Raw genomic sequence first — 18,200 nt, forward strand, 5'->3', positions numbered from 1 at the left:
CGAACCTGCAGGTTGAATGAATAAGGGTATATAATTGGTAGCAGGAGTCAAAAATATGGCAGTTTCTCTTACTAAAGGCGGTAACGTATCGCTGACGAAAGAAGCCCCGACAATGAGCGTGGCAATGGTTGGGTTAGGTTGGGATGCACGGGTGACTGATGGTCAGGATTTCGACCTCGATGCCTCTGTATTCATGGTAGGTGAAGACGGAAAAGTATTATCCGATGGTCATTTCATCTTCTTTAACAACAAAACCAGCCCGTGCGGCGCGGTAGAACACCAGGGCGATAACCGCACCGGTGAAGGCGATGGTGATGATGAGCAGGTTAAAATCAGCCTGAATACTATCCCTGCTGAAGTGAAAAAACTGGTTTTCTCCGTGACTATTTATGATGCGGAAGCCCGTAAGCAGAACTTCGGTATGGTCAGCAACAGCTTCATCCGTATCTGTAATAATGATAACGGTGCTGAGATTGCCCGCTTTGATCTGTCTGAAGATGCATCAACAGAAACAGCCATGGTCTTCGGTGAGTTATACCGCCACGGTGCGGAATGGAAATTTAAAGCCGTTGGTCAGGGCTTTGCCGGTGGTCTGGGTGCATTAGCTGCACAGCATGGCGTGAATATCTGACGGTAGTTTTCAGGTATTTTCAGTAATAATGCCCTGTCCGTTACGGACAGGGCATTTTTGTTTACGGCTCCCGGGGACAGGGATTACTCTCTGGTGCCTTAGAATGGAATTTCGGTTCATCGTTTCACTTTTTATCGCTGATTTATTGAATATGCACCGATCCTCCGTAATAAATTAAAATTCTGTCAATTTATTCGTACCGTATATACCCAACGTCATTCAGGATGCAGGCAGGCAGGCAGGCGGCCAGCTGAGCGTAGCCAACGAACCTGCAAAGGGTATAGCCACGGCAGTCCGATAAAATGGATACGTGAATAATTTATCTTTATGATTCGGTTGTTCAGTGTAGAGATTATTTTGGTCTGATGGACTTTCCCGGATAGATCGAAAAAATGCACATCCTAATTATTAACAATAAATCTTAATATTGCTTAATTGTATGTTATAAATAGCTGCAGTTTTATTCGGATATTACATTTCCTTGTGATGGATTTATGTAGGAATGTAAACGAATATATCCAATAATATTATTGGAGCGCAGTTAACATATTACTATTTTCTCAGATTATATTTACTGTAATCACTTTGGCTTGTTTTTTATTTGTCGTTAAGTTAAATTTTGAGTTTTTTATGTTCTACGTGTCAATTTTTAATATTAATCTGAAGGTATTATCGAAATTCGGGTTTTTTTTTGCTGCTTATCATTTTTCTGACTTAATGTTTTTGATGAATATGCTTTGTTACACTCTACCTGTTAAATACACAAGTTAAGTATATTCATATACACTTATAATAAGTATTATTCATGCTACTTTTATAAAACAAAACACTTCAAAAAAACATTAATTAATAAGGTATATGAAATGAATAAAACTCTAATTGCAATTTTATTAACGTTAACGACAACTTCAATTTCTGCTATTGCTGCTGATGCGGGTTCCGGCAAAATTACGTTTAAAGGTGTTGTAAATAGTGGCGCATGTACTATTTCTCCTTCTGATGTAAATAAGGAAGTTGAATTAGGTAGTATCTCTGCAGCAAGCTTATCCGAAGATGGTAAAGTAGGTCCATTAAATACATTTGAATTAAAATTACAAGATTGTCAATTAGACCCTGCATCAACGGGTACTAACTATTCTAAAGTACAAATTGCTTTTAATGGTTTATCTGATTCAGATAAAGCAACCTTATGGGCGAATACGGGTAGTGCAGGTAACGTTGCAGTTGCTTTCTTCGATAACGAAGGTAAAACAATTAAACCAGGTGATACTTTAGAACAAGGTATGAAAACGCCGGAAACGACAATTATTTTATCGGCTCAAGCTCAGGCGACAGGCATAGCGACTGCCGGTTCTATCAATTCTGTTGCAAATTACGTATTAAGCTACGAATAATAAATTTATAGTAAATTAATATTTTTTCAATTAATTGCCTTACGCCATTCTTGGGTAAGGCAATTGATTTTCATTATGATAACAATGAGTAATCTTATGTGTTTTAAGAAAAAAAATATTTGTTATTTTATTTCGCTTCTTATTTTTTGCGGGCATTCTAATGCTGAGACATTTAATATAAAAGCACTTAACTTATCGGCAGATGATAACATTGACTTAAGTTATTTTGAAAAAAATAATTTAAGTGAAGGTTTGTACGAAACAGATATTGTATTTAATGATAAACGTATTATTCGTAATGAAAAAATTAAGTTTATTAATAATAATGGATTGATTAAACCCTGTATTACTACTGAGTTATTAAAGCGTCTCCCGTTAACAAATGAAGCAAAAGATAAATTAATTGCTGATCAAGAAAGTGATTGTGTTAACTTAAATTCTCTTGATCCTAATGTGGCTGTGGATTTTAATGACAGCGAACAAATTCTGACTATTTCTATGCCACAAAAATATACTGATCTGGTTTATTCTTCCTGGGTTAGTCCTGAGATGCGTGATAGCGGTATTGTGGGATTGATTTTTGATTACACAGTAAATAATAGCTATTTTTATAGAAAAAATAGCGGTAGAAGTCATAGTATTAGTACATTTGGCAATATCGGCGCTAATGTTGCACAGTGGCGTTTTCGTGCAAATTATCAGTACGAAAATAAACTTATTGATCCTAATGGCGATAAACAGAACCGGTTCGATTGGGAACAAGTGTATGCATTCAGAGATGTAGCTGATTTATCAGCAAAGTTGTTTGTAGGTGAGGTTTTCATCAGATCTGACTTATTTGATAGCGTCCGTTTCAAAGGCGTGAGTTTTTTCACTGATGAAAGTATGATGACTCAGAATTTGAGAGGCTATGCGCCGCAAATTACCGGCGTTGCTGCCTCAAATGCAACGGTGACGTTATCCCAAAATGGTCGGATCATTAACCAGGTTAAAGTTCCCGCAGGTCCTTTCGCCATAAAAGATCTTAATCAGTCGGTGATAGGAACGGTTGATGTCACCGTCACTGAAGACAATGGTCAGGAAACAACATTTCAATTTACGACGACAAATATTCCATTCTTAACCCGTAAAGGGCAAGTGCGCTATAAATTGAATGCAGGCCAGCTGGCACCTAAATACAGTAATCATACAGATGATAATTTTATTGCTATGGAAACCTCGCTGGGGGTTTTCAATAATACGTCATTATTCGGCGGGCTTGTTGCAACTCAAGGGAATAAATATCGTGCTTTAAACGTAGGTATAGGGCAAAACCTTGGTTTTTTAGGGGCATTTTCTGCTGATATAACGCAATCCTATGCCGATGTTCTGACCGGAAGAGAGCAGGGAAAAAGCTATCGTATTAACTACGCAAAAGATTTGCCCAGTATCGATGGTCAATTGACTTTGACGGGTTACCGTTTTGCGGATCAGACATTTAACTCACTGACTAATTTTGTTGACCGAAATTTTGATGACAATAGTTTCAATGATATCAATAAAGATAAGCATGTTTTTTCTCTTTCACATGCTCAGCAGTTACGTTTTATGAATGCAAGTGCCAATATAACTGCATCACGTAAAACGTATTGGAATGGTAAGCAAAATAACTACTTTAGTGTAGGAATGAATAAGTTTTTTGATGAAGGCATAATGAAAGGCGGTAATATTTCGTTATCTTTTAATCAGATACGTAATGGTTATGATAAAAAAGATAATCAAATATATCTTTCAATCAGTAAGCCATTAAGTTCAGATAATAAAAATGCATCAGTGTCATATTTTGCTTCTTATAGTGATAAGGATAATCGCTATACTAACAATGCAAACTATAGCCATTATGTGGATAATAACACCAATTATAGTGTAACAGCTTCAACGCAGGATAGTTTATCCGATGGCGTGGTGAGCACCTATGTTTCTCATAGTGGTGATTTGGGTCAGGTGCAAATAAGTGGTTCGTTGTCAGATTCAATGAATTCAGCCAGTGTGGCAATGAGTGGTTCAGTTACAGCGACACAACATGGTATTTCTGCACATCGTTTAACTTATCGTGACCAATCCCGTTTAATTGTTGAGGTGCCTAAAGCAGGGGGAATTGTGATTGAAAATGGGAATACAACCACAAATAACTTTGGTATAGCGACAATCAGCAACGTACCAACCTACTATAATATGGAATATAAGATTGATATAAATAAACTACCGGATGATGTCAACATTGAAGAAAATATTCTTGAATCTACACTTACTGATGGGGCTATCGGTTATGTCAAAATGAATGCCAATATCGGTAAGTCATTAATAACGCGTATAAAGCTTATTGATGGTAAATATCCACCGTTAGGCGCTATGGTAACGAATGGAACAAATGATAAAATCTCAGGCATTATTGCTGAATCCGGTATTGTCTACTTAACCGGGCTGAATATGGGCGATCAAATGAGTGTGAACTGGGGTGATGGCCAATCGTGTTCTTTCTCCGCAGACAGCATTCTTACCGGAAGCAGTGATATTACGTTATGCAATCACTAAGGTGGTTAAAAATGTTGGTGAAAAAAATGACTCTATTTAAAAAAGTAATTTTTGTTGTTTTATTATCTGGTGTGATGAGCCAGGCACATGCTGTGCTGGGCTTAGATAGAACACGCATTATTTTTAATGAAGAGGATGGAGGGGTAAGTGTTGTTATTGAAAATCAGGACAGTGCATCCTCATTTTTGGCGCAAACCTGGATTGAAAAACCAAACGGTGAGAAGTTAAATAACTCTTTGGTTGCACTGCCCTTTTTGCAAAAACTAAGTCCGAAACAGAAAAAACAGATAAAAATTACTTATATGGAAGGTCAGAACTTACTGCCACAAGATAGGGAAAGTTTATTCTATTTCAATTTATTAGGTATTCCACCTCAGGGAAAAGAATCCAGTGTGGTTCAATTTACGATTCAGTCACGATTAAAATTATTTTATCGCCCAAAAGGTATTGATTATAAAATGTCTGCGGATAATGATTTTCGACGTGACCTTTCAGTCATAAAGCAAGGCGGGAATGTCAAACTAACTAATCCGACACCATACAATATTATTATCACTAACCTGAATATCAATCGGAGCAAAGATAACGATTTTCCTGAAACTGTTGTTGCGCCTTTTAGTGATTTAACGGTGAAGTTAAAGGATCCATCATGGAGTAGTTTTGAAATTGCTTATATTGATGATTTTGGCGGGTTAAAATTCAGCAAATATCAGTGTGGTGCATCACCGCTTTGTCAGCTGCTACCTCAGGCAAAAAATAAATGAAACAAGTCAATCAAGCAAAATCTAACTTCAAAATGAACGTCAGACAAGGCGTGTTGGGGGCATTTTTACTGGTTCCCGGAACTTTAGCTTATGCCGGAGTGATTTGTGATCCGGGAAATGGGAATACATGGTACCCTTTACCTTTGATATCTATCGATATGAATATGATTCCCGGGGATATTCCTGCAGGAACTGTATTAGGTTCAGGTCGATCTGTGGTTCTGTGGAATTGTACTTTTTCCGGTTCTCAGGCAGAGAGAACTATTTGGTTTTATAACCAAACACCGCTATCAACAAAAGAATACCTTTTGTCAAATGGTGTCCGGGTTTATCAGCAAGCTTATGGCCCTGATGAAGTTGAAATTACGGCACTGAATACACCACGATTGCTAATTGGGTATTGGAATCCCGGCTATTATGGGATAGGTCTATGGCATTCCTTTGAGTTAAGAAGAGGGGCCGGTGAATTAAAATCCTTTGATACGGGAGATTTTATTATTGGTTACCATATGGATGGTATTGGTCAGCGTATTGGTGATTACTATACTATTCGTCTTGTTGGAAAATTAATTAACTATTGCCCTACACCGATTGTCACCATGAGTGATAAGGTCGTTGATTTTAAAGAGCTGACGCCAGACCAATTTAACAATGGTAAAACGGTTAAGGAGAATTTTGATATTACCTTAACCCCCGCTTCAACCTGCCAGGCAGCATTGGAAGTGAGTGTTAAATTCCAAAGTAACAGCGGGGTGGTGAACAGTAAATATTTGGTTTTTGATAATGGACTTCAAGCCGTTATAACGGATAAAAATTTGGGCCAGGAGGTTCAATTTAACCAAGAGTATTATAAGGGTACTATCTCCCAACAAATACCGGGTAACTACCAGTATAGTGCTGAGTTATCTAATAGAAATAATGAACCGATTAAACAAGGTTCTTTTAGTAATACGGTAAATGTCCAATTTTCATATCGATAATTCGACTTGATACTTTAAATAATCCGGGATGAATGCAGGCGTTTATAATAAAAGAACCCGGTATATGCACCGGGTTCTGTAAACAGCATGTAACACTTAATTATTACAGGCTGCTGTTATCAGGCAAGATTTTTGGTTGCACTGTCGTCTTTCATGATTTTGTTCAGTTTCGGTACAATTGCCCACATAATCAGTGCGATGACAAAGGTTGCAATACCGATTTTACCAAACACATCAGTGTAGATACCCAATGTTTGCAGCGGATCAGTCACACCCTCAGGTGCAGCAGTAAAGGTCGCCACATAACCGCCCATCAGATACGCTGTTGCCTGAGTCAGGAACCACATACCAATGATAAAGCCCATCAGGTACTGCGGTACGAAAGCTGCAACCATCGCCAGACCCAGCGCACTGATCATCAGCTCACCAATACTCTGGAAGAGATACACCAGTACGATAAACCAAGGGGACGTTAAGCCGCTTGCATCAGCAAACCACATACCGGAAGCCGCAGCGGTCAGGAATCCGAGTGAACAGCAGAACATACCGATGGTGAATTTTGCCGGCATGGATAAATCTTTACCCTTCGCACCCATGCGGCTGTACATGATGGCCAGAATCGGGCTGCCGACAATAATCCAGAACGGATTCAGTGCCTGGAAGCTGATCGGGTTAATTTCAAAGCCGAGAATGGTGTGGTGAACGTTATAAATAGCAAAGAAGTTCAGTGATGTCGGCATCTGAGCATACAGCACGTAGAAAATAACGGCTTCCAGCATCAGAACGAACGCAACATACATTTTATTGCGGGCAACGCCCTTCAATTTAAATGCTTCACGGAAGAAGAAGTACACAACACCAATAATAACGGCAATCAGTACATATTTTGCGACTGAGACGTTGTGCAGTAACCATGCACACAGGAACACGGTTGCAACGGTTCCCAGCAAAACAATCAGCAGCCATTTAAAATTGAGAGGGTTGCTGTCCGGCTCTGAACCGATATTACGCACCATTTTCTGACAGAACAGGAAAACCGCCAGAGCGACCAGCAGGCCGATACCACAAATATAGTAGGTTACTGTATAGCTGTATTTTTCAGCAATGACCGGCGCGAGCGCCAGTGAAATCAGTGAACCGATATTGATAGACATGTAGAACAGCGTAAATGCGCCATCTAAACGCGGATCTTTTGGCGGATAACATTTCGCCAGCAGACTGGCCGGGTTGGCTTTAAATAAGCCGTTACCGACAGCGATTGTCCCCAGTGCATAGAAAATCAGATCGGGATGCATGATGGACAGGCCGGTCATAAAATAACCGATTGCCAGCACGATAGCCCCGAGCGTGATTGTCCGTTTGGTTCCCAGTAAATGGTCACCAACGTAACCACCGATAGAAATCAGACCATAAACCAGCGCCGAGAAGGCACCGAAGGTGATAAAAGCCTGTTCCTGACTGAATCCCAGTTTCTGAACAAAGTAGACGGCCAGGATGCCTTGCACGCCGTAATAGCCGAAGCGTTCCCACAGCTCCACGATAAAAATCATGAAGAATGGTTTAGGCTGGTTAAACAAACCAGCCTGCGCGGGTTTACTCATGGTTAAGTGCCTCTTATTAATAATTATTCATTACACTAAATTTTTTCCGGCATTGTGGAGGCAACGCTAAAGATAAACTGTTGTGTAAAGTTGAGTGTTTGCGTATTTGTCAGGGTGTTTGCCAAAGGCGTTAGGCTAATATATTGCAGCTTAAGCATCTCAAAGGCAGATCACACTTACTGCAATAATTAATATCACAATTGAAATAAAATTCATTAGATTGACATCAATAATTACATGGTAATGGTTTTGTTGACGGGTAATTAACCAAATTGATGGTAAATTATTCTGCGGGAGAAAAGCACACGAAATTAAACATACCTGAATATAACAATCATTTTTCTGTTGAATATCGATTCGTTAACACAAAAAGTGTTAACGAATACGGATATTGAGAAGAGAGTGTCAGGCAACGGCAGAAGAGAGGGCTTCGCTGGTTTCGATCACACGGAAGTCGCGTTTAAAATAAATCAGTCCGTGTCCCCGGCCGCGCACATCAATGTTTTCAATCTCAACCATAAATACATTATGTGTGCCGATTTCCTGAACCTGTGTCACCACACCTTCCAGGCTGGCAAGCGAGTTATTCAGACAGGGCTGTCCCAGCTGACCGGGTTGCCAGTTATCACCTGAAAAGCGGGCATCCATACTCAGCCCTGTCATTCCGGCAAAGTCACAGGCCAGCGCCTGATGGGAATGAGTGAGCACATTCACACAGAGGCGGCCGTTGGTTTTAAAGACCTCACTGAGTGCGCTGCTCCGGTTGATACACACCAGCAGTGTCGGCGGGTTATCGGTGACGGAACAGACTGCGGTTGCTGTCAGACCGGCGCGTCCGGCCTCGCCGTCGGTGGTAACAATATTGACGGCGGCACAGAGATTAGCCATCGCGTCGCGGAACTGAAGACACCGGGAATTATCAAAAGACATGCCAACTCCTGAAGAGCAAATAAAATGTGACACAATTGTTGCTATATTGCGAATGATACGCAGTCTAATGATAGCCGGGCAGAAAAACAAGGGAGAGTCAGAAAATGCGGCTGCATATTCCGTCAGCCGCGGTGTGTGTGTACCCTATTCATTCAAACTGCAGGTTTGTCGCCTGCACCCTGAATGAATAGGGTATATATCCGGATTCAGTTGATCCCGCCAAAGCAGAGATATTTTATCTCCAGATAATCATCAATGCCGTGACGGGAGCCTTCACGCCCCAGTCCTGACTGTTTTATTCCCCCGAACGGTGCGACTTCAGTGGACAGAATGCCTTCATTGATGCCGACCATTCCGGCTTCCAGGGCTTCTGCCACACGGTACACGCGCCCGATATCCCGCGAATAAAAATACGCCGCAAGACCAAACTCGCTGTTATTCGCCGCCTGTATCACGTCTGCTTCATCAGTGAACCGCACAAGAGGCGCCAGTGGACCAAATGTTTCTTCGCGGGTGACTATCATGTCAGCAGTTACATTTGCCAGCACGGTTGGTTCAAAAAATAATCCGCCCTGAGGTGCCGGTTTCCCGCCGGTCAGCACAGTAGCCCCTTTGCTGACCGCGTCTGCAATATGCTCACGCACCTTGCGGACAGCTGCGTCATTTATCAGCGGCCCCTGTTGTGCCTTTTCATCTGTTGCGGGGGCGATATGCAGTGCTTTCACGGCAGCGGTCAGTTTTGCGGCAAACGCATCATAAACCGCATCCTGAACATAGATCCGGTTGGCACAGACACAGGTTTGTCCGCTGTTGCGAAATTTTGCTGCCATCGCACCTGTAACCGCAGCATCCAGATTGGCATCATCAAAGACAATAAATGGCGCATTTCCGCCCAGTTCAAGAGAGAGCTTTTTAACGGTTTCTGCACTCTGTGCCATCAGCAGTTTGCCAACGCGTGTTGAGCCGGTAAACGAGATTTTGCGCACCACCGGGTTTGTGGTCAGTTCGCCGCCGATAGCCGCGGCATCAAGACCTGTGACAATATTGAACACGCCTGCCGGAATACCGGCCTGTTCGCCGAGAGCGGCGAGAGCAAGGGCAGACAGCGGTGTTTCGGCTGCCGGTTTCAAAACAATGGTACAGCCTGCCGCCAGTGCCGGACCCACTTTGCGGGTGATCATGGCATTGGGGAAATTCCACGGTGTGACAGCCCCGACCACACCTATCGGCTGCCTGATAGTGACTATCCGCTGACCGGCCTGAGTGGCAGGTATGGTTTCGCCGTAAATGCGTTTGCCTTCCTCGGCAAACCATTCGATAAAACTGGCTCCGTAGGTGATTTCACCGCGGGATTCTGTCAGGGGTTTTCCCTGCTCAAGGCTCAGGATCTGCGCCAGTTCTTCCCGGTTTTCAATAATTAAATCAAACCAGTTACGTAGAATGTGTGCACGCTCTTTACCAGTCAGCTTGCGCCAGCCGGGCAGTGCTTTTTCAGCGGCATCAACAGCCATACGGGTTTCAGCGGCACCCAGGTCGCTGACACGGGTAATTAATGCGCCTGTGGCAGGGTTGGTGACATCAAATGTGGCGTTATTTTGTGCATCAATCCACTGACCATTAATATAGCCTGCGTTGTGCAGCAGGAGGAAAGAAGGATCGGTTAACGATGAGGTGAACATAGGGAGCTCCGTTGCATTTTCTCAAAAAGATGATGAGGGCACAGGGATATGAGCAGAAGACCATTGATTTATTGTTAATATAGCGTTAATAAAAGGGGTGTCCTTTTAGGTCTTTACGGCTGGTATGCTTTTTATTCTAACAGAGGATATCCTATTGCGCAGTTTCCCCGTAAAATTGCGCCTTTTTTGATAACGCCGATGTTTATACCCAACGTCATTCAAGATGCAGGCAGGCGGCAAGCTCAGGCCTCCGGGGAGCATAGATAAACTATGTGACCCGGCGGGCTGAGCGTAGCCAACGAACCTGTAGTTTGAATGAATAAGGGTTTATTATGCGGATACATCGCGGAGACATTACCCATTATGCATGAATCATTACTTATCGCCCTTTTACAGGCACGCGAAGTGGTCCTCGGCTACTTCCGTCCGACACTGAAAGCCCATCAGCTGACGGAGCAACAGTGGCGGATTATCCGCATACTGGCAAAAACGCCGTCTCTGGATTTCCATATACTGGCGCAGAAAAGTTGTATTCTGCGCCCGAGCCTGACCGGCATTCTGACGCGGATGGAAAAGGCCGGCATTATCCACCGGATGAAACCGCTCAGTGATCAACGCAAGCTCTATCTCTCTCTGACGGAAGAGGGAATTGCACTCTATCACCGGGTGCAGGCAGAGGTGGAAATCGGCTATCAGGCACTGGAGCAGCAGTTTACGCCGGAGAAAGTAGAGCAGCTTTATGTGTTGCTGGATGATCTGATTGCGCTCCCGCAGCGCAATAATGAAAACGGGCAGCCATAAAATACCTGTGCCGCTGCTCAGAGAGAGCAGCGGCACAGGTAAAACAGCCGTCAGTTTTGTTTATTTCTTGCCGATTAAGTGCAGGAAATGGATATGCTTTTCGTATTGATCAAGGATGTCGTGAATAATCTGCTCCTTGTTCCAGCCCATGATATCGTAATCCTGCCCGCCTTCTTTAAGATGAATTTCGGCCCGGTAGTAACGGTGCTCATCATCTTTTTCTTCATCACTCAGGCCGGATAAGGCAAAAGAGGGCTGATTGTAATGACGCAGGCGGGTTTCATACAGGAAGTTCATATCATCACCCAGATCCACCTCAAAGGTCAGCCGGTTATCGTGGCTGTTATCAATGTGGCTCGGCGTTCCCTGTTTATCCAGTTCTGCCGCAACGGATGCCATGGATTCTGACACCACTTCATCGATAAAGCGTTTGACGAGCGAACGTTTCGGGAAGTAGCCGATATTACGCAAACGGCGCTGCCACGGGATCGGTGTCCGGCTGGCGGTCGGTGCTATGGTGGCTAACTGCTGGCTGTCCCGTTTATGGACGTCTATCCGCAATGCTTTTATCAACCCGTAAATAGAGACTAACAAAATAGCGGCAAATGGCAGAGCGCTGGCAATTGTCACTGTCTGAAGCGCTGACAATCCACCCGCCAGCAGTAGTGTGATCGCGACCACACCCATCAGCCCCGCCCAGAAAATCCGCTGCCAGACCGGTGTATTTGAATCACCACCGGATGCCAGGGTGTCAACAACCATCGCGCCGGAATCCGCCGAGGTGACAAAGAAAACGATAACCATCAGCATGGCAAAGAAAGAGAGAACGGAGGAGAACGGGAAATATTCCAGAAACTGGAACAGTGCCAGTGAGACATCTTCTTTTACCACCGTGGCGAGTTTAGTCGCACCCTGGTTTTTAATCAGATCAATCGCGGTATTGCCAAAGAATGTCATCCACAGCAGGGTAAAACCGGCAGGAACAAATAATACGCCGGTTACAAACTCGCGGATGGTGCGCCCGCGGGAAATACGGGCGATAAACATACCGACAAACGGTGACCAGGATAACCACCAGCCCCAGTAGAGCAGGGTCCAGCCGCCCAGCCAGCCATCTGACTTAGGTTCATAAGCGAAAAGATTAAAGGTATTGCTGACTATCTCGGAGAGGTATCCTCCTGTATTTTCAACAAAAGATTTCAGCAACAGTACGGTCGGACCTAAAATACCAACCATTGCCAGCAGCAGAACCGCCAGCCCTAAATTAAGCTCGGAGAGTATCCGTATGCCTTTATCCAGCCCGGAAACGACGGAAAGGGTTGCCAGGGAGGTGATAATAACAATGAGGATCACCTGTACAGTCTGTGTCTGAGGCAGTCCGAAAAGATGGTTCAGCCCGGCATTGACCTGTAAAACCCCGAAACCGAGTGATGTTGCGACACCAAATACAGTACCAACTACCGCAAAAATATCGACTGCATGACCAATCGGGCCATAAATCCGGTCGCCGATTATCGGATAAAGCGCGGAGCGCAGTGTCAGCGGCAGGCCGTGGCGGTAACTAAAGAATGCCAGGATCAGTGCTACGATGGCGTAAATCGCCCAGGCGTGCAGTCCCCAGTGGAAGAAGGTCAGGCGCATTGCTTCTTTCGCGGCCTGAACTGTTTCCGGTGTACCGACCGGCGGCGAAAGGTAATGCATCACAGGCTCTGCCACGCCGAAAAACATCAGTCCGATCCCCATACCGGCGGAGAACAGCATGGCAAACCAGGAGATATAACTGTATCCCGGGCGGGCATGGTCGGGACCGAGTTTAATATCCCCGAAACGGGATAATCCCAGGTAAGTGACACTCATTAAAATAAGGGCGACAGCCAGAATGTAGAACCAGCTCGCATTTTTAAACAGACTTGTCTGTAGTGCTTTCAGATGGGTTTCTGCCACCTGAGGAAATAACGCGGCAAAGCCGACGATCAGAAAAATAATAAGCGCGGAAGTGAAAAAAACGGGTGGATTAATCTTAATATTTTTTTTAGGTTGTTCTGTGTCCTGATGACTCATGAATTATTCCTTTTTTACCCAACGTCATTCAAGATGCAGGCAGGCGGCAAGAGAGGACAGTCGGGGAGCATAGATAAACTATGTGACCCGGCAGGCAGAGTGCAGCCAACGAACCTGTAATTTGAATGAATAAGGGTATATCAGTTGCAGATAACGCCGGCAGTAAAATGGTGAATGCACTGCACTAAAGCGTCGGACTTTCCTTCTGAAAACGGTACGCGTCAGCGTAGCGATAAATAAAAAAAACCAGCACAAAGGTGTGCGGGAATATCAGAAATTACGGATATGCAGACAGGTAAAAACAGATAAAAACGGGAGTGATATTTTGGATGAATTTCCCCTTAATGATAAAAAAAAGAGGGTAATAGTGCCAAAAATGTCACTCTGCGGCAAGTTATCAGGCTTTTTTACGGGAAAAGATGAAAATATTTTATCTGAATTCCGGCGCGATATGGTGGGAAGCTGATGATATAAAGCAATAAAAAAGCCGAAAAAATATTTCTTTCCGGCTCGTCTTTATTTTACGGATTATTACTGGTTCAGCGCTTTTTGTGCATCACCGGGTTTGTCAGACAGGTCTTGTTTCAGTTCGTCTTTTTTCTCTGTGGCTTGTGTTTTCAGTTCATCCGCTTTTTTCTCTGCGGCCTCTGTTGTGTCAGTTGCCTCTTTTTTCAACTCAGCGACTTTTTCTTCAGCGGCTTTTTTAGCGTCTTCGCCTTTGTCTTTGGCGTCACTGAGAATACTGTCTGCTTCTTTCTTCAGTTCACCGGCTTTTTTATCCGCTTCATTGCGGATATCGGCAGCTTTCTCTTTGGCATCATCGATGACCGCACCTGTTTTCTCTTTTGCATCCTGCTTCAGTTCATCCGCTTTCTTTTCAGTTTCATTTGCGACATTTTTGGCGTCCTGTTTTAGTTCGCCCGCTTTCTGTTCTGCTGCATCCTTAATCTGTGCAGCACCTTCCTGCGCCTTCTGCGCGGCAGGATCGGTTTTACTGCTGTCATCACAGCCGGTTGCAAAAATAAATACACCCGCCAGGATCAGTGAACTTAATAATGTCTTTTTCATGATTAACCCTCTTCGGAAAACGTTGAGTAAAATAACCAGAACAGATAGAAAGATATCTGTGATATATCATTATACCCTTATTCATTCAAACTGCAGGTTCGTTGGCTACGCTCAGCCTGCCGGGTCACATACTGGTGTATGCTCCCCGTTAGCCTTCCCTTGCCGCCTGCCTGCAATCTGAATGATGTTGGGTAATAAAACTAAATCAATGTATCTGCAAACCGATATAATGATGTTATATCATTGTCCCTTTTAGCATAGAAAACTAAATTTCGCTTGTATATGATTTTTCTTATTTAATTAGTAATCCAGAGAAATTATACCCTGTATAATAGAACGGATTCTGCAATATGTTCTGTGGTAATAATGATTGCCTTTTTATTGTGTCGTCATTAAGGAAAGTCTATGACATATTATCTGTTTGTTATTGTTAAGTTTATCATTGGTTTTATTATTGTGATTACGCACATGAATATTTCCGGGAAAACACAGTTATCACAAATGACACCGGTTGATTTTATTGGTAACTTTGTGCTTGGTGGTATTATCGGCGGTGTTATCTACAGTGACAGTATTCCATTGGCACAATATGTTATTTTACTACTGATTGGTGTTAGTTTTATCAGTGCCGTCAATTGGATTAGCAAGCATATTAATTTTTTTCGTTCTGTTGCGATAGGTAATCCGATACCCATTATAAAAAACGGGTTATTTATCATGGATAGTATCCATGAAAAACGAAATAAAATTGATATTCTAAATATTGCATCAAGAATGCACTCTCAGGGGATTTATTCGTTCAGTGACGTTTATTATGCGCAAATAGAGCCGGATGGCCAGCTGACAGTAATTTGTGATAAAAAACAAATGCCTTCTGTGATTATTATGAAAGATGGCGTACGACGTAAAAACGAGCTGGAGCAGATTGGATATGATGAAGCCTGGCTGGAGAGCGGGTTGAAAAAGCTTGGTATCGACAATCCCGAAGAGGTGTTTCTTGCTGAATTTTATGACGGCAATATTAATGTGGTCATGAAGGACGGGCGCATGACCGGACATCACAGTGAACCGGTACAACCGTAAGGGGAGCGCCCCTTACGTCACGATCACAACCTTTTCGGGGTAGATATCCCGGAATTCGTGTGCTTTTTGCCATTTATCGTCACAAATTATTTTATCGATACCGGCAATTTCCGCAATTTTTAAAATACCCTGCTGACCGAATTTGCTGGAGTCCGCCAGAATAATTTTTTGCTTACTTTTTTCCAGCATTTTTTGCGCGATCATGCCCTCTTCCACACTTTTGACCAGTATTCCGTCTCCGTTTATTCCCCCTGCGCCGACAAAGGCAAAATCAGCATAAATATGATCGATTTCATGCAGGGTTTTGGCACCGAGATTGGCGCGGAATTCATGGCTGTACTCGCCGCCCAGCACATAGACTTTCGCGAGTGCATTCTGTGAGGCAATTTTATCGGCGATCAGTGCGGAGTTGGTAAAGACAGTGAAAGCAATTATCGGCAGCAAGCCTGAAAAGAGCAGAGTCGTGGAGCAGGAGTCAATATAAAGTGTGTCGTGTTCAGAGACCAGTCCGGCGGCATAACGAGCGAGAATCATTTTCTCATCACGGTTCAGTTCAAGGCGCTGTTCAAAGCTGCCTTCGCTGACACTTTTTTTCTTCATCGCGCCGCCGTGGATTTTAATGATTTCCCCCTCTTTTTCCAGAATGGAGAGGTCGCGGCGGATAGTTTCTGAGGTGACATTCAGCTCATCAGCAAGATCCTGAACACTGATTTCCCCCTTCAGACCCAACTGGCTGAGGATATATTGCTTTCTTTTAACCGGATTCATGACTGTTCTCATCGCGTCCTTAAACAGTAACAATATTAGCGCATTATCCGCCGTTGCGGAATGCTGAGATAAAATGGCGGAGTGCGGCGGCAACACCGTTATCCCGGCAGGTGCCGGTGATAAAGTCTGCATGTTGCTTCAGCGCGGGAACGGCATTACCCATCGCAACCCGGATATCGGCAGCTTCAAACAAAGAGAGATCGTTTTCCTGGTCACCGATAGCGATGACGGTTCCGGGCGGAATAATACCTTTTTCTGTCAGTTCATGCACAGCGGCGCCTTTGCTGACGGATAATGGCACCAGCTCAAAATAGTGCTGATCGGTAAAAAATGTTCGCAGCGCTGACGGCAATTCCGGGCGCAGAGTCTGTACCTGCAGAGCCAGTTCCTCTGCATCACCGCACAGGGTAATTTTGAGAATATCAGTGCGGCTGAATAATTCATCGGCTGTCACTGTGTTGACCGGCAGATTAAACAGAGCGGCTTCGTGTGTTGTATGTTCTGAGCGTTCACCGGGCAGACAGAGCAGGGCATCTGTAGTAAATGCATGCCAGCCGCAGGAGGCAGAGTTTAAATCAGCATGCAGGACAGGCTGTAACCGGGATAACACAACCGGACAAAGTGTGGTTTTGCTCAGTACCGAATGTGTGCGGTAATCGTAAATAACCGCGCCGTTAAATGCCCCGACAGCCCGGATAACAGTACGCAAACCGGCATCATCAAGCAGAGAAAGAATAGGCTGAAGCGGGCGGGCAGAACAGATAACAATATTGGTTTCAGCCGGGAGGGCCAGTAATGCCTGCCGGTTTGCCTCAGAGATATAATTATCAGGGTGAAGTAATGTGCCGTCGAGATCGATAGCCAGAGTTGTCATAAAAAACCTCAGCGGGAGCAGGCTCCCGCATTGGATAACAATCAGTTGTGATGAATAAAGGATTGAGTGACCTGCGCTGCCGCCTGACACACCACATTATCAATCGCTGTACCGACCACTAAAATATGTACGCCGGTTTCTTTAAATGCTTTGGCATTGGCGACGTTAATTCCGCCTTCCGCCAGTGTCGGCACACTCACTGCGCCAACCAGAGCTTTCAGACGGGCTTTGATTTGTTCCGGAATTTCACCGGCACCCACGCCTTCGTAGCTCATACCGGTCATCAGACCAATCATATCCACGCCGATAGCTTCCATTTTTTTCGCGACTCTTGCGACGTCTTCCGGTGTTTCAGCCGGAATACCAAAGGTGTGTAAATCATCCGGATGACCAATATAGGCATCAACGGTCAGACCAAAATGGTGCGCCAGATTGACAATATCCGCCAGGTCTTCAAAGGTGGATTTGTGCGTGTGCAGCCCGTCAGCCCCTGCGCGGGCAATCTGTAAAATGTCTTCTTCTGTGACCGGTACCGGGATAGTTTCAGTAAAGCCACCGGCGATCCCGACAGTAATAAACACATCGTCAGGGATAACATTACGGATGCCATTAACTGCTTCTGCCATCTGCGTGGTGGAGATTTCATGGCGGATTTGCTCTGCGGCGTGCATGTTATTCACACCACGGTGTCCGCGCGCCAGCGCCAGTGCCGGATGGTTTGGTTCAAGCATTTTCACTCCGGCATCACACACTGCTTTCGCCAGTCGCGCGTCATCACCGGTGATACCTGTACTGAGCAGTGTCTGCCCGTTGTGCAGCGCAATAGCGTTTCTTACTTTAATCATTGCCTGTTCACGTTTTTTATTCATATCACCTATAAACATATTAACCTCTTACATTTTTATATTTTTAGTTACCGACACTTTAAAGTGCCGTTTTAATAAAGCCCTGGTGTTGGCGTGTGATATTTTTTCACACTTAGTATTGCTGCT

General features: G+C 44.1%; 15 protein-coding genes. 7 read left to right on the forward strand and 8 right to left on the reverse strand.

Annotation, left to right across the window (positions count from 1 at the left end; genetic code table 11):
- The first annotated feature begins 55 nt into the window (after window positions 1–55).
- The 5 genes from ACMHKJ_RS04715 to ACMHKJ_RS04735 all read left to right on the forward strand — a co-directional run bounded on the left by ACMHKJ_RS04715 (window position 56) and on the right by ACMHKJ_RS04735 (window position 6,343).
- On the forward strand, window positions 56–631 hold the full coding sequence (locus ACMHKJ_RS04715; RefSeq protein WP_067367683.1) for a TerD family protein: 576 nt from the start codon (window positions 56–58) through the stop codon (window positions 629–631).
- Between the two features lie 863 nt (window positions 632–1,494).
- The gene (locus ACMHKJ_RS04720) at window positions 1,495–2,025 is read left to right on the forward strand and encodes a fimbrial protein (protein WP_413492349.1); all 531 of its coding nucleotides are present in this window, start codon (window positions 1,495–1,497) and stop codon (window positions 2,023–2,025) included.
- A gap of 96 nt (window positions 2,026–2,121) precedes the next feature.
- The gene (locus tag ACMHKJ_RS04725) at window positions 2,122–4,599 is read left to right on the forward strand and encodes a fimbria/pilus outer membrane usher protein (protein WP_413492350.1); all 2,478 of its coding nucleotides are present in this window, start codon (window positions 2,122–2,124) and stop codon (window positions 4,597–4,599) included.
- An 11-nt stretch (window positions 4,600–4,610) separates the two neighbouring features.
- A complete protein-coding gene (locus ACMHKJ_RS04730) occupies window positions 4,611–5,363 on the forward strand; it encodes a fimbrial biogenesis chaperone (protein ID WP_413492351.1) in 753 nt (250 codons plus the stop codon).
- Entirely contained in the window at window positions 5,360–6,343 is a 984-nt protein-coding gene (locus tag ACMHKJ_RS04735) for a fimbrial protein (RefSeq protein ID WP_413492352.1), read from the forward strand. Before ACMHKJ_RS04730 ends, ACMHKJ_RS04735 begins: the two co-directional genes overlap by 4 nt.
- 119 nt (window positions 6,344–6,462) lie before the next feature.
- Here the strand turns inward: ACMHKJ_RS04735 and dtpB are convergent, their stop codons facing one another.
- The 3 genes from dtpB to ACMHKJ_RS04750 form a co-directional block, all read right to left on the reverse strand.
- Window positions 6,463–7,944 carry a dipeptide/tripeptide permease DtpB gene (gene dtpB, locus ACMHKJ_RS04740; protein WP_413492353.1) on the reverse strand — a complete coding sequence of 494 codons (1,482 nt, stop codon included), beginning with the start codon at window positions 7,942–7,944 and terminating at the stop codon, window positions 6,463–6,465.
- A gap of 405 nt (window positions 7,945–8,349) precedes the next feature.
- Window positions 8,350–8,874, reverse strand: coding sequence for a 4-hydroxyphenylacetate 3-monooxygenase, reductase component (gene hpaC, locus ACMHKJ_RS04745; protein WP_413492354.1), 525 nt, complete (start codon window positions 8,872–8,874; stop codon window positions 8,350–8,352).
- 206 nt (window positions 8,875–9,080) lie between these two features.
- Window positions 9,081–10,553, reverse strand: a complete 1,473-nt coding sequence (locus ACMHKJ_RS04750; RefSeq protein WP_413492355.1) for an NAD-dependent succinate-semialdehyde dehydrogenase — start codon at window positions 10,551–10,553, stop codon at window positions 9,081–9,083.
- Window positions 10,554–10,916: 363 nt separating this feature from the next.
- Here ACMHKJ_RS04750 and hpaR point away from each other — a divergent pair, with 363 nt between their 5' ends.
- A complete protein-coding gene (gene hpaR, locus ACMHKJ_RS04755) occupies window positions 10,917–11,354 on the forward strand; it encodes a homoprotocatechuate degradation operon regulator HpaR (protein ID WP_413492357.1) in 438 nt (145 codons plus the stop codon).
- A 60-nt stretch (window positions 11,355–11,414) separates the two neighbouring features.
- On the opposite strand, the gene ACMHKJ_RS04760 is transcribed toward hpaR, so the two are convergent.
- Together ACMHKJ_RS04760 and ACMHKJ_RS04765 are read right to left on the reverse strand one after the other, a co-directional pair.
- The gene (locus ACMHKJ_RS04760) at window positions 11,415–13,415 is read right to left on the reverse strand and encodes a BCCT family transporter (RefSeq protein ID WP_413492358.1); all 2,001 of its coding nucleotides are present in this window, start codon (window positions 13,413–13,415) and stop codon (window positions 11,415–11,417) included.
- 531 nt (window positions 13,416–13,946) lie between these two features.
- Window positions 13,947–14,483: a hypothetical protein gene (locus ACMHKJ_RS04765; RefSeq protein ID WP_413492359.1), complete on the reverse strand. Its 537-nt coding sequence runs from the start codon at window positions 14,481–14,483 to the stop codon at window positions 13,947–13,949.
- Between the two features lie 405 nt (window positions 14,484–14,888).
- Here ACMHKJ_RS04765 and ACMHKJ_RS04770 point away from each other — a divergent pair, with 405 nt between their 5' ends.
- Window positions 14,889–15,566, forward strand: coding sequence for a DUF421 domain-containing protein (locus ACMHKJ_RS04770; protein WP_413492360.1), 678 nt, complete (start codon window positions 14,889–14,891; stop codon window positions 15,564–15,566).
- A 12-nt stretch (window positions 15,567–15,578) separates the two neighbouring features.
- On the opposite strand, the gene ACMHKJ_RS04775 is transcribed toward ACMHKJ_RS04770, so the two are convergent.
- Genes ACMHKJ_RS04775 through ACMHKJ_RS04785 form a run of 3 tightly spaced genes read right to left on the reverse strand, consistent with a single transcriptional unit; the run spans window position 15,579 to window position 18,092 of the window.
- Complete coding sequence (locus ACMHKJ_RS04775; protein ID WP_413492362.1) at window positions 15,579–16,334, reverse strand: DeoR/GlpR family DNA-binding transcription regulator; 756 nt, start codon at window positions 16,332–16,334, stop codon at window positions 15,579–15,581.
- Between the two features lie 43 nt (window positions 16,335–16,377).
- Window positions 16,378–17,208, reverse strand: coding sequence for a Cof-type HAD-IIB family hydrolase (locus ACMHKJ_RS04780; protein ID WP_413492363.1), 831 nt, complete (start codon window positions 17,206–17,208; stop codon window positions 16,378–16,380).
- A gap of 41 nt (window positions 17,209–17,249) precedes the next feature.
- Window positions 17,250–18,092, reverse strand: coding sequence for a histidine biosynthesis protein (locus ACMHKJ_RS04785; protein WP_413492364.1), 843 nt, complete (start codon window positions 18,090–18,092; stop codon window positions 17,250–17,252).
- Window positions 18,093–18,200: the final 108 nt, after the last annotated feature.

This window comes from Morganella psychrotolerans (genome assembly GCF_965118875.1).
GTDB lineage: Bacteria > Pseudomonadota > Gammaproteobacteria > Enterobacterales > Enterobacteriaceae > Morganella > Morganella psychrotolerans_C.

Excerpts from the sequence above, each read along its gene's own strand:
- ACMHKJ_RS04715 (WP_067367683.1), top strand. The coding sequence starts at position 56 with ATGGCAGTTTCTCTTACTAAAGGCGGTAACGTATCGCTGACGAAAGAA.
- ACMHKJ_RS04720 (WP_413492349.1), top strand. The coding sequence starts at position 1,495 with ATGAATAAAACTCTAATTGCAATTTTATTAACGTTAACGACAACTTCA.
- ACMHKJ_RS04725 (WP_413492350.1), top strand. The coding sequence starts at position 2,122 with ATGTGTTTTAAGAAAAAAAATATTTGTTATTTTATTTCGCTTCTTATT.
- ACMHKJ_RS04730 (WP_413492351.1), top strand. The coding sequence starts at position 4,611 with ATGTTGGTGAAAAAAATGACTCTATTTAAAAAAGTAATTTTTGTTGTT.
- ACMHKJ_RS04735 (WP_413492352.1), top strand. The coding sequence starts at position 5,360 with ATGAAACAAGTCAATCAAGCAAAATCTAACTTCAAAATGAACGTCAGA.
- dtpB (WP_413492353.1), bottom strand. The coding sequence starts at position 7,944 with ATGAGTAAACCCGCGCAGGCTGGTTTGTTTAACCAGCCTAAACCATTC.
- hpaC (WP_413492354.1), bottom strand. The coding sequence starts at position 8,874 with ATGTCTTTTGATAATTCCCGGTGTCTTCAGTTCCGCGACGCGATGGCT.
- ACMHKJ_RS04750 (WP_413492355.1), bottom strand. The coding sequence starts at position 10,553 with ATGTTCACCTCATCGTTAACCGATCCTTCTTTCCTCCTGCTGCACAAC.
- hpaR (WP_413492357.1), top strand. The coding sequence starts at position 10,917 with ATGCATGAATCATTACTTATCGCCCTTTTACAGGCACGCGAAGTGGTC.
- ACMHKJ_RS04760 (WP_413492358.1), bottom strand. The coding sequence starts at position 13,415 with ATGAGTCATCAGGACACAGAACAACCTAAAAAAAATATTAAGATTAAT.
- ACMHKJ_RS04765 (WP_413492359.1), bottom strand. The coding sequence starts at position 14,483 with ATGAAAAAGACATTATTAAGTTCACTGATCCTGGCGGGTGTATTTATT.
- ACMHKJ_RS04770 (WP_413492360.1), top strand. The coding sequence starts at position 14,889 with ATGACATATTATCTGTTTGTTATTGTTAAGTTTATCATTGGTTTTATT.
- ACMHKJ_RS04775 (WP_413492362.1), bottom strand. The coding sequence starts at position 16,334 with ATGAATCCGGTTAAAAGAAAGCAATATATCCTCAGCCAGTTGGGTCTG.
- ACMHKJ_RS04780 (WP_413492363.1), bottom strand. The coding sequence starts at position 17,208 with ATGACAACTCTGGCTATCGATCTCGACGGCACATTACTTCACCCTGAT.
- ACMHKJ_RS04785 (WP_413492364.1), bottom strand. The coding sequence starts at position 18,092 with ATGTTTATAGGTGATATGAATAAAAAACGTGAACAGGCAATGATTAAA.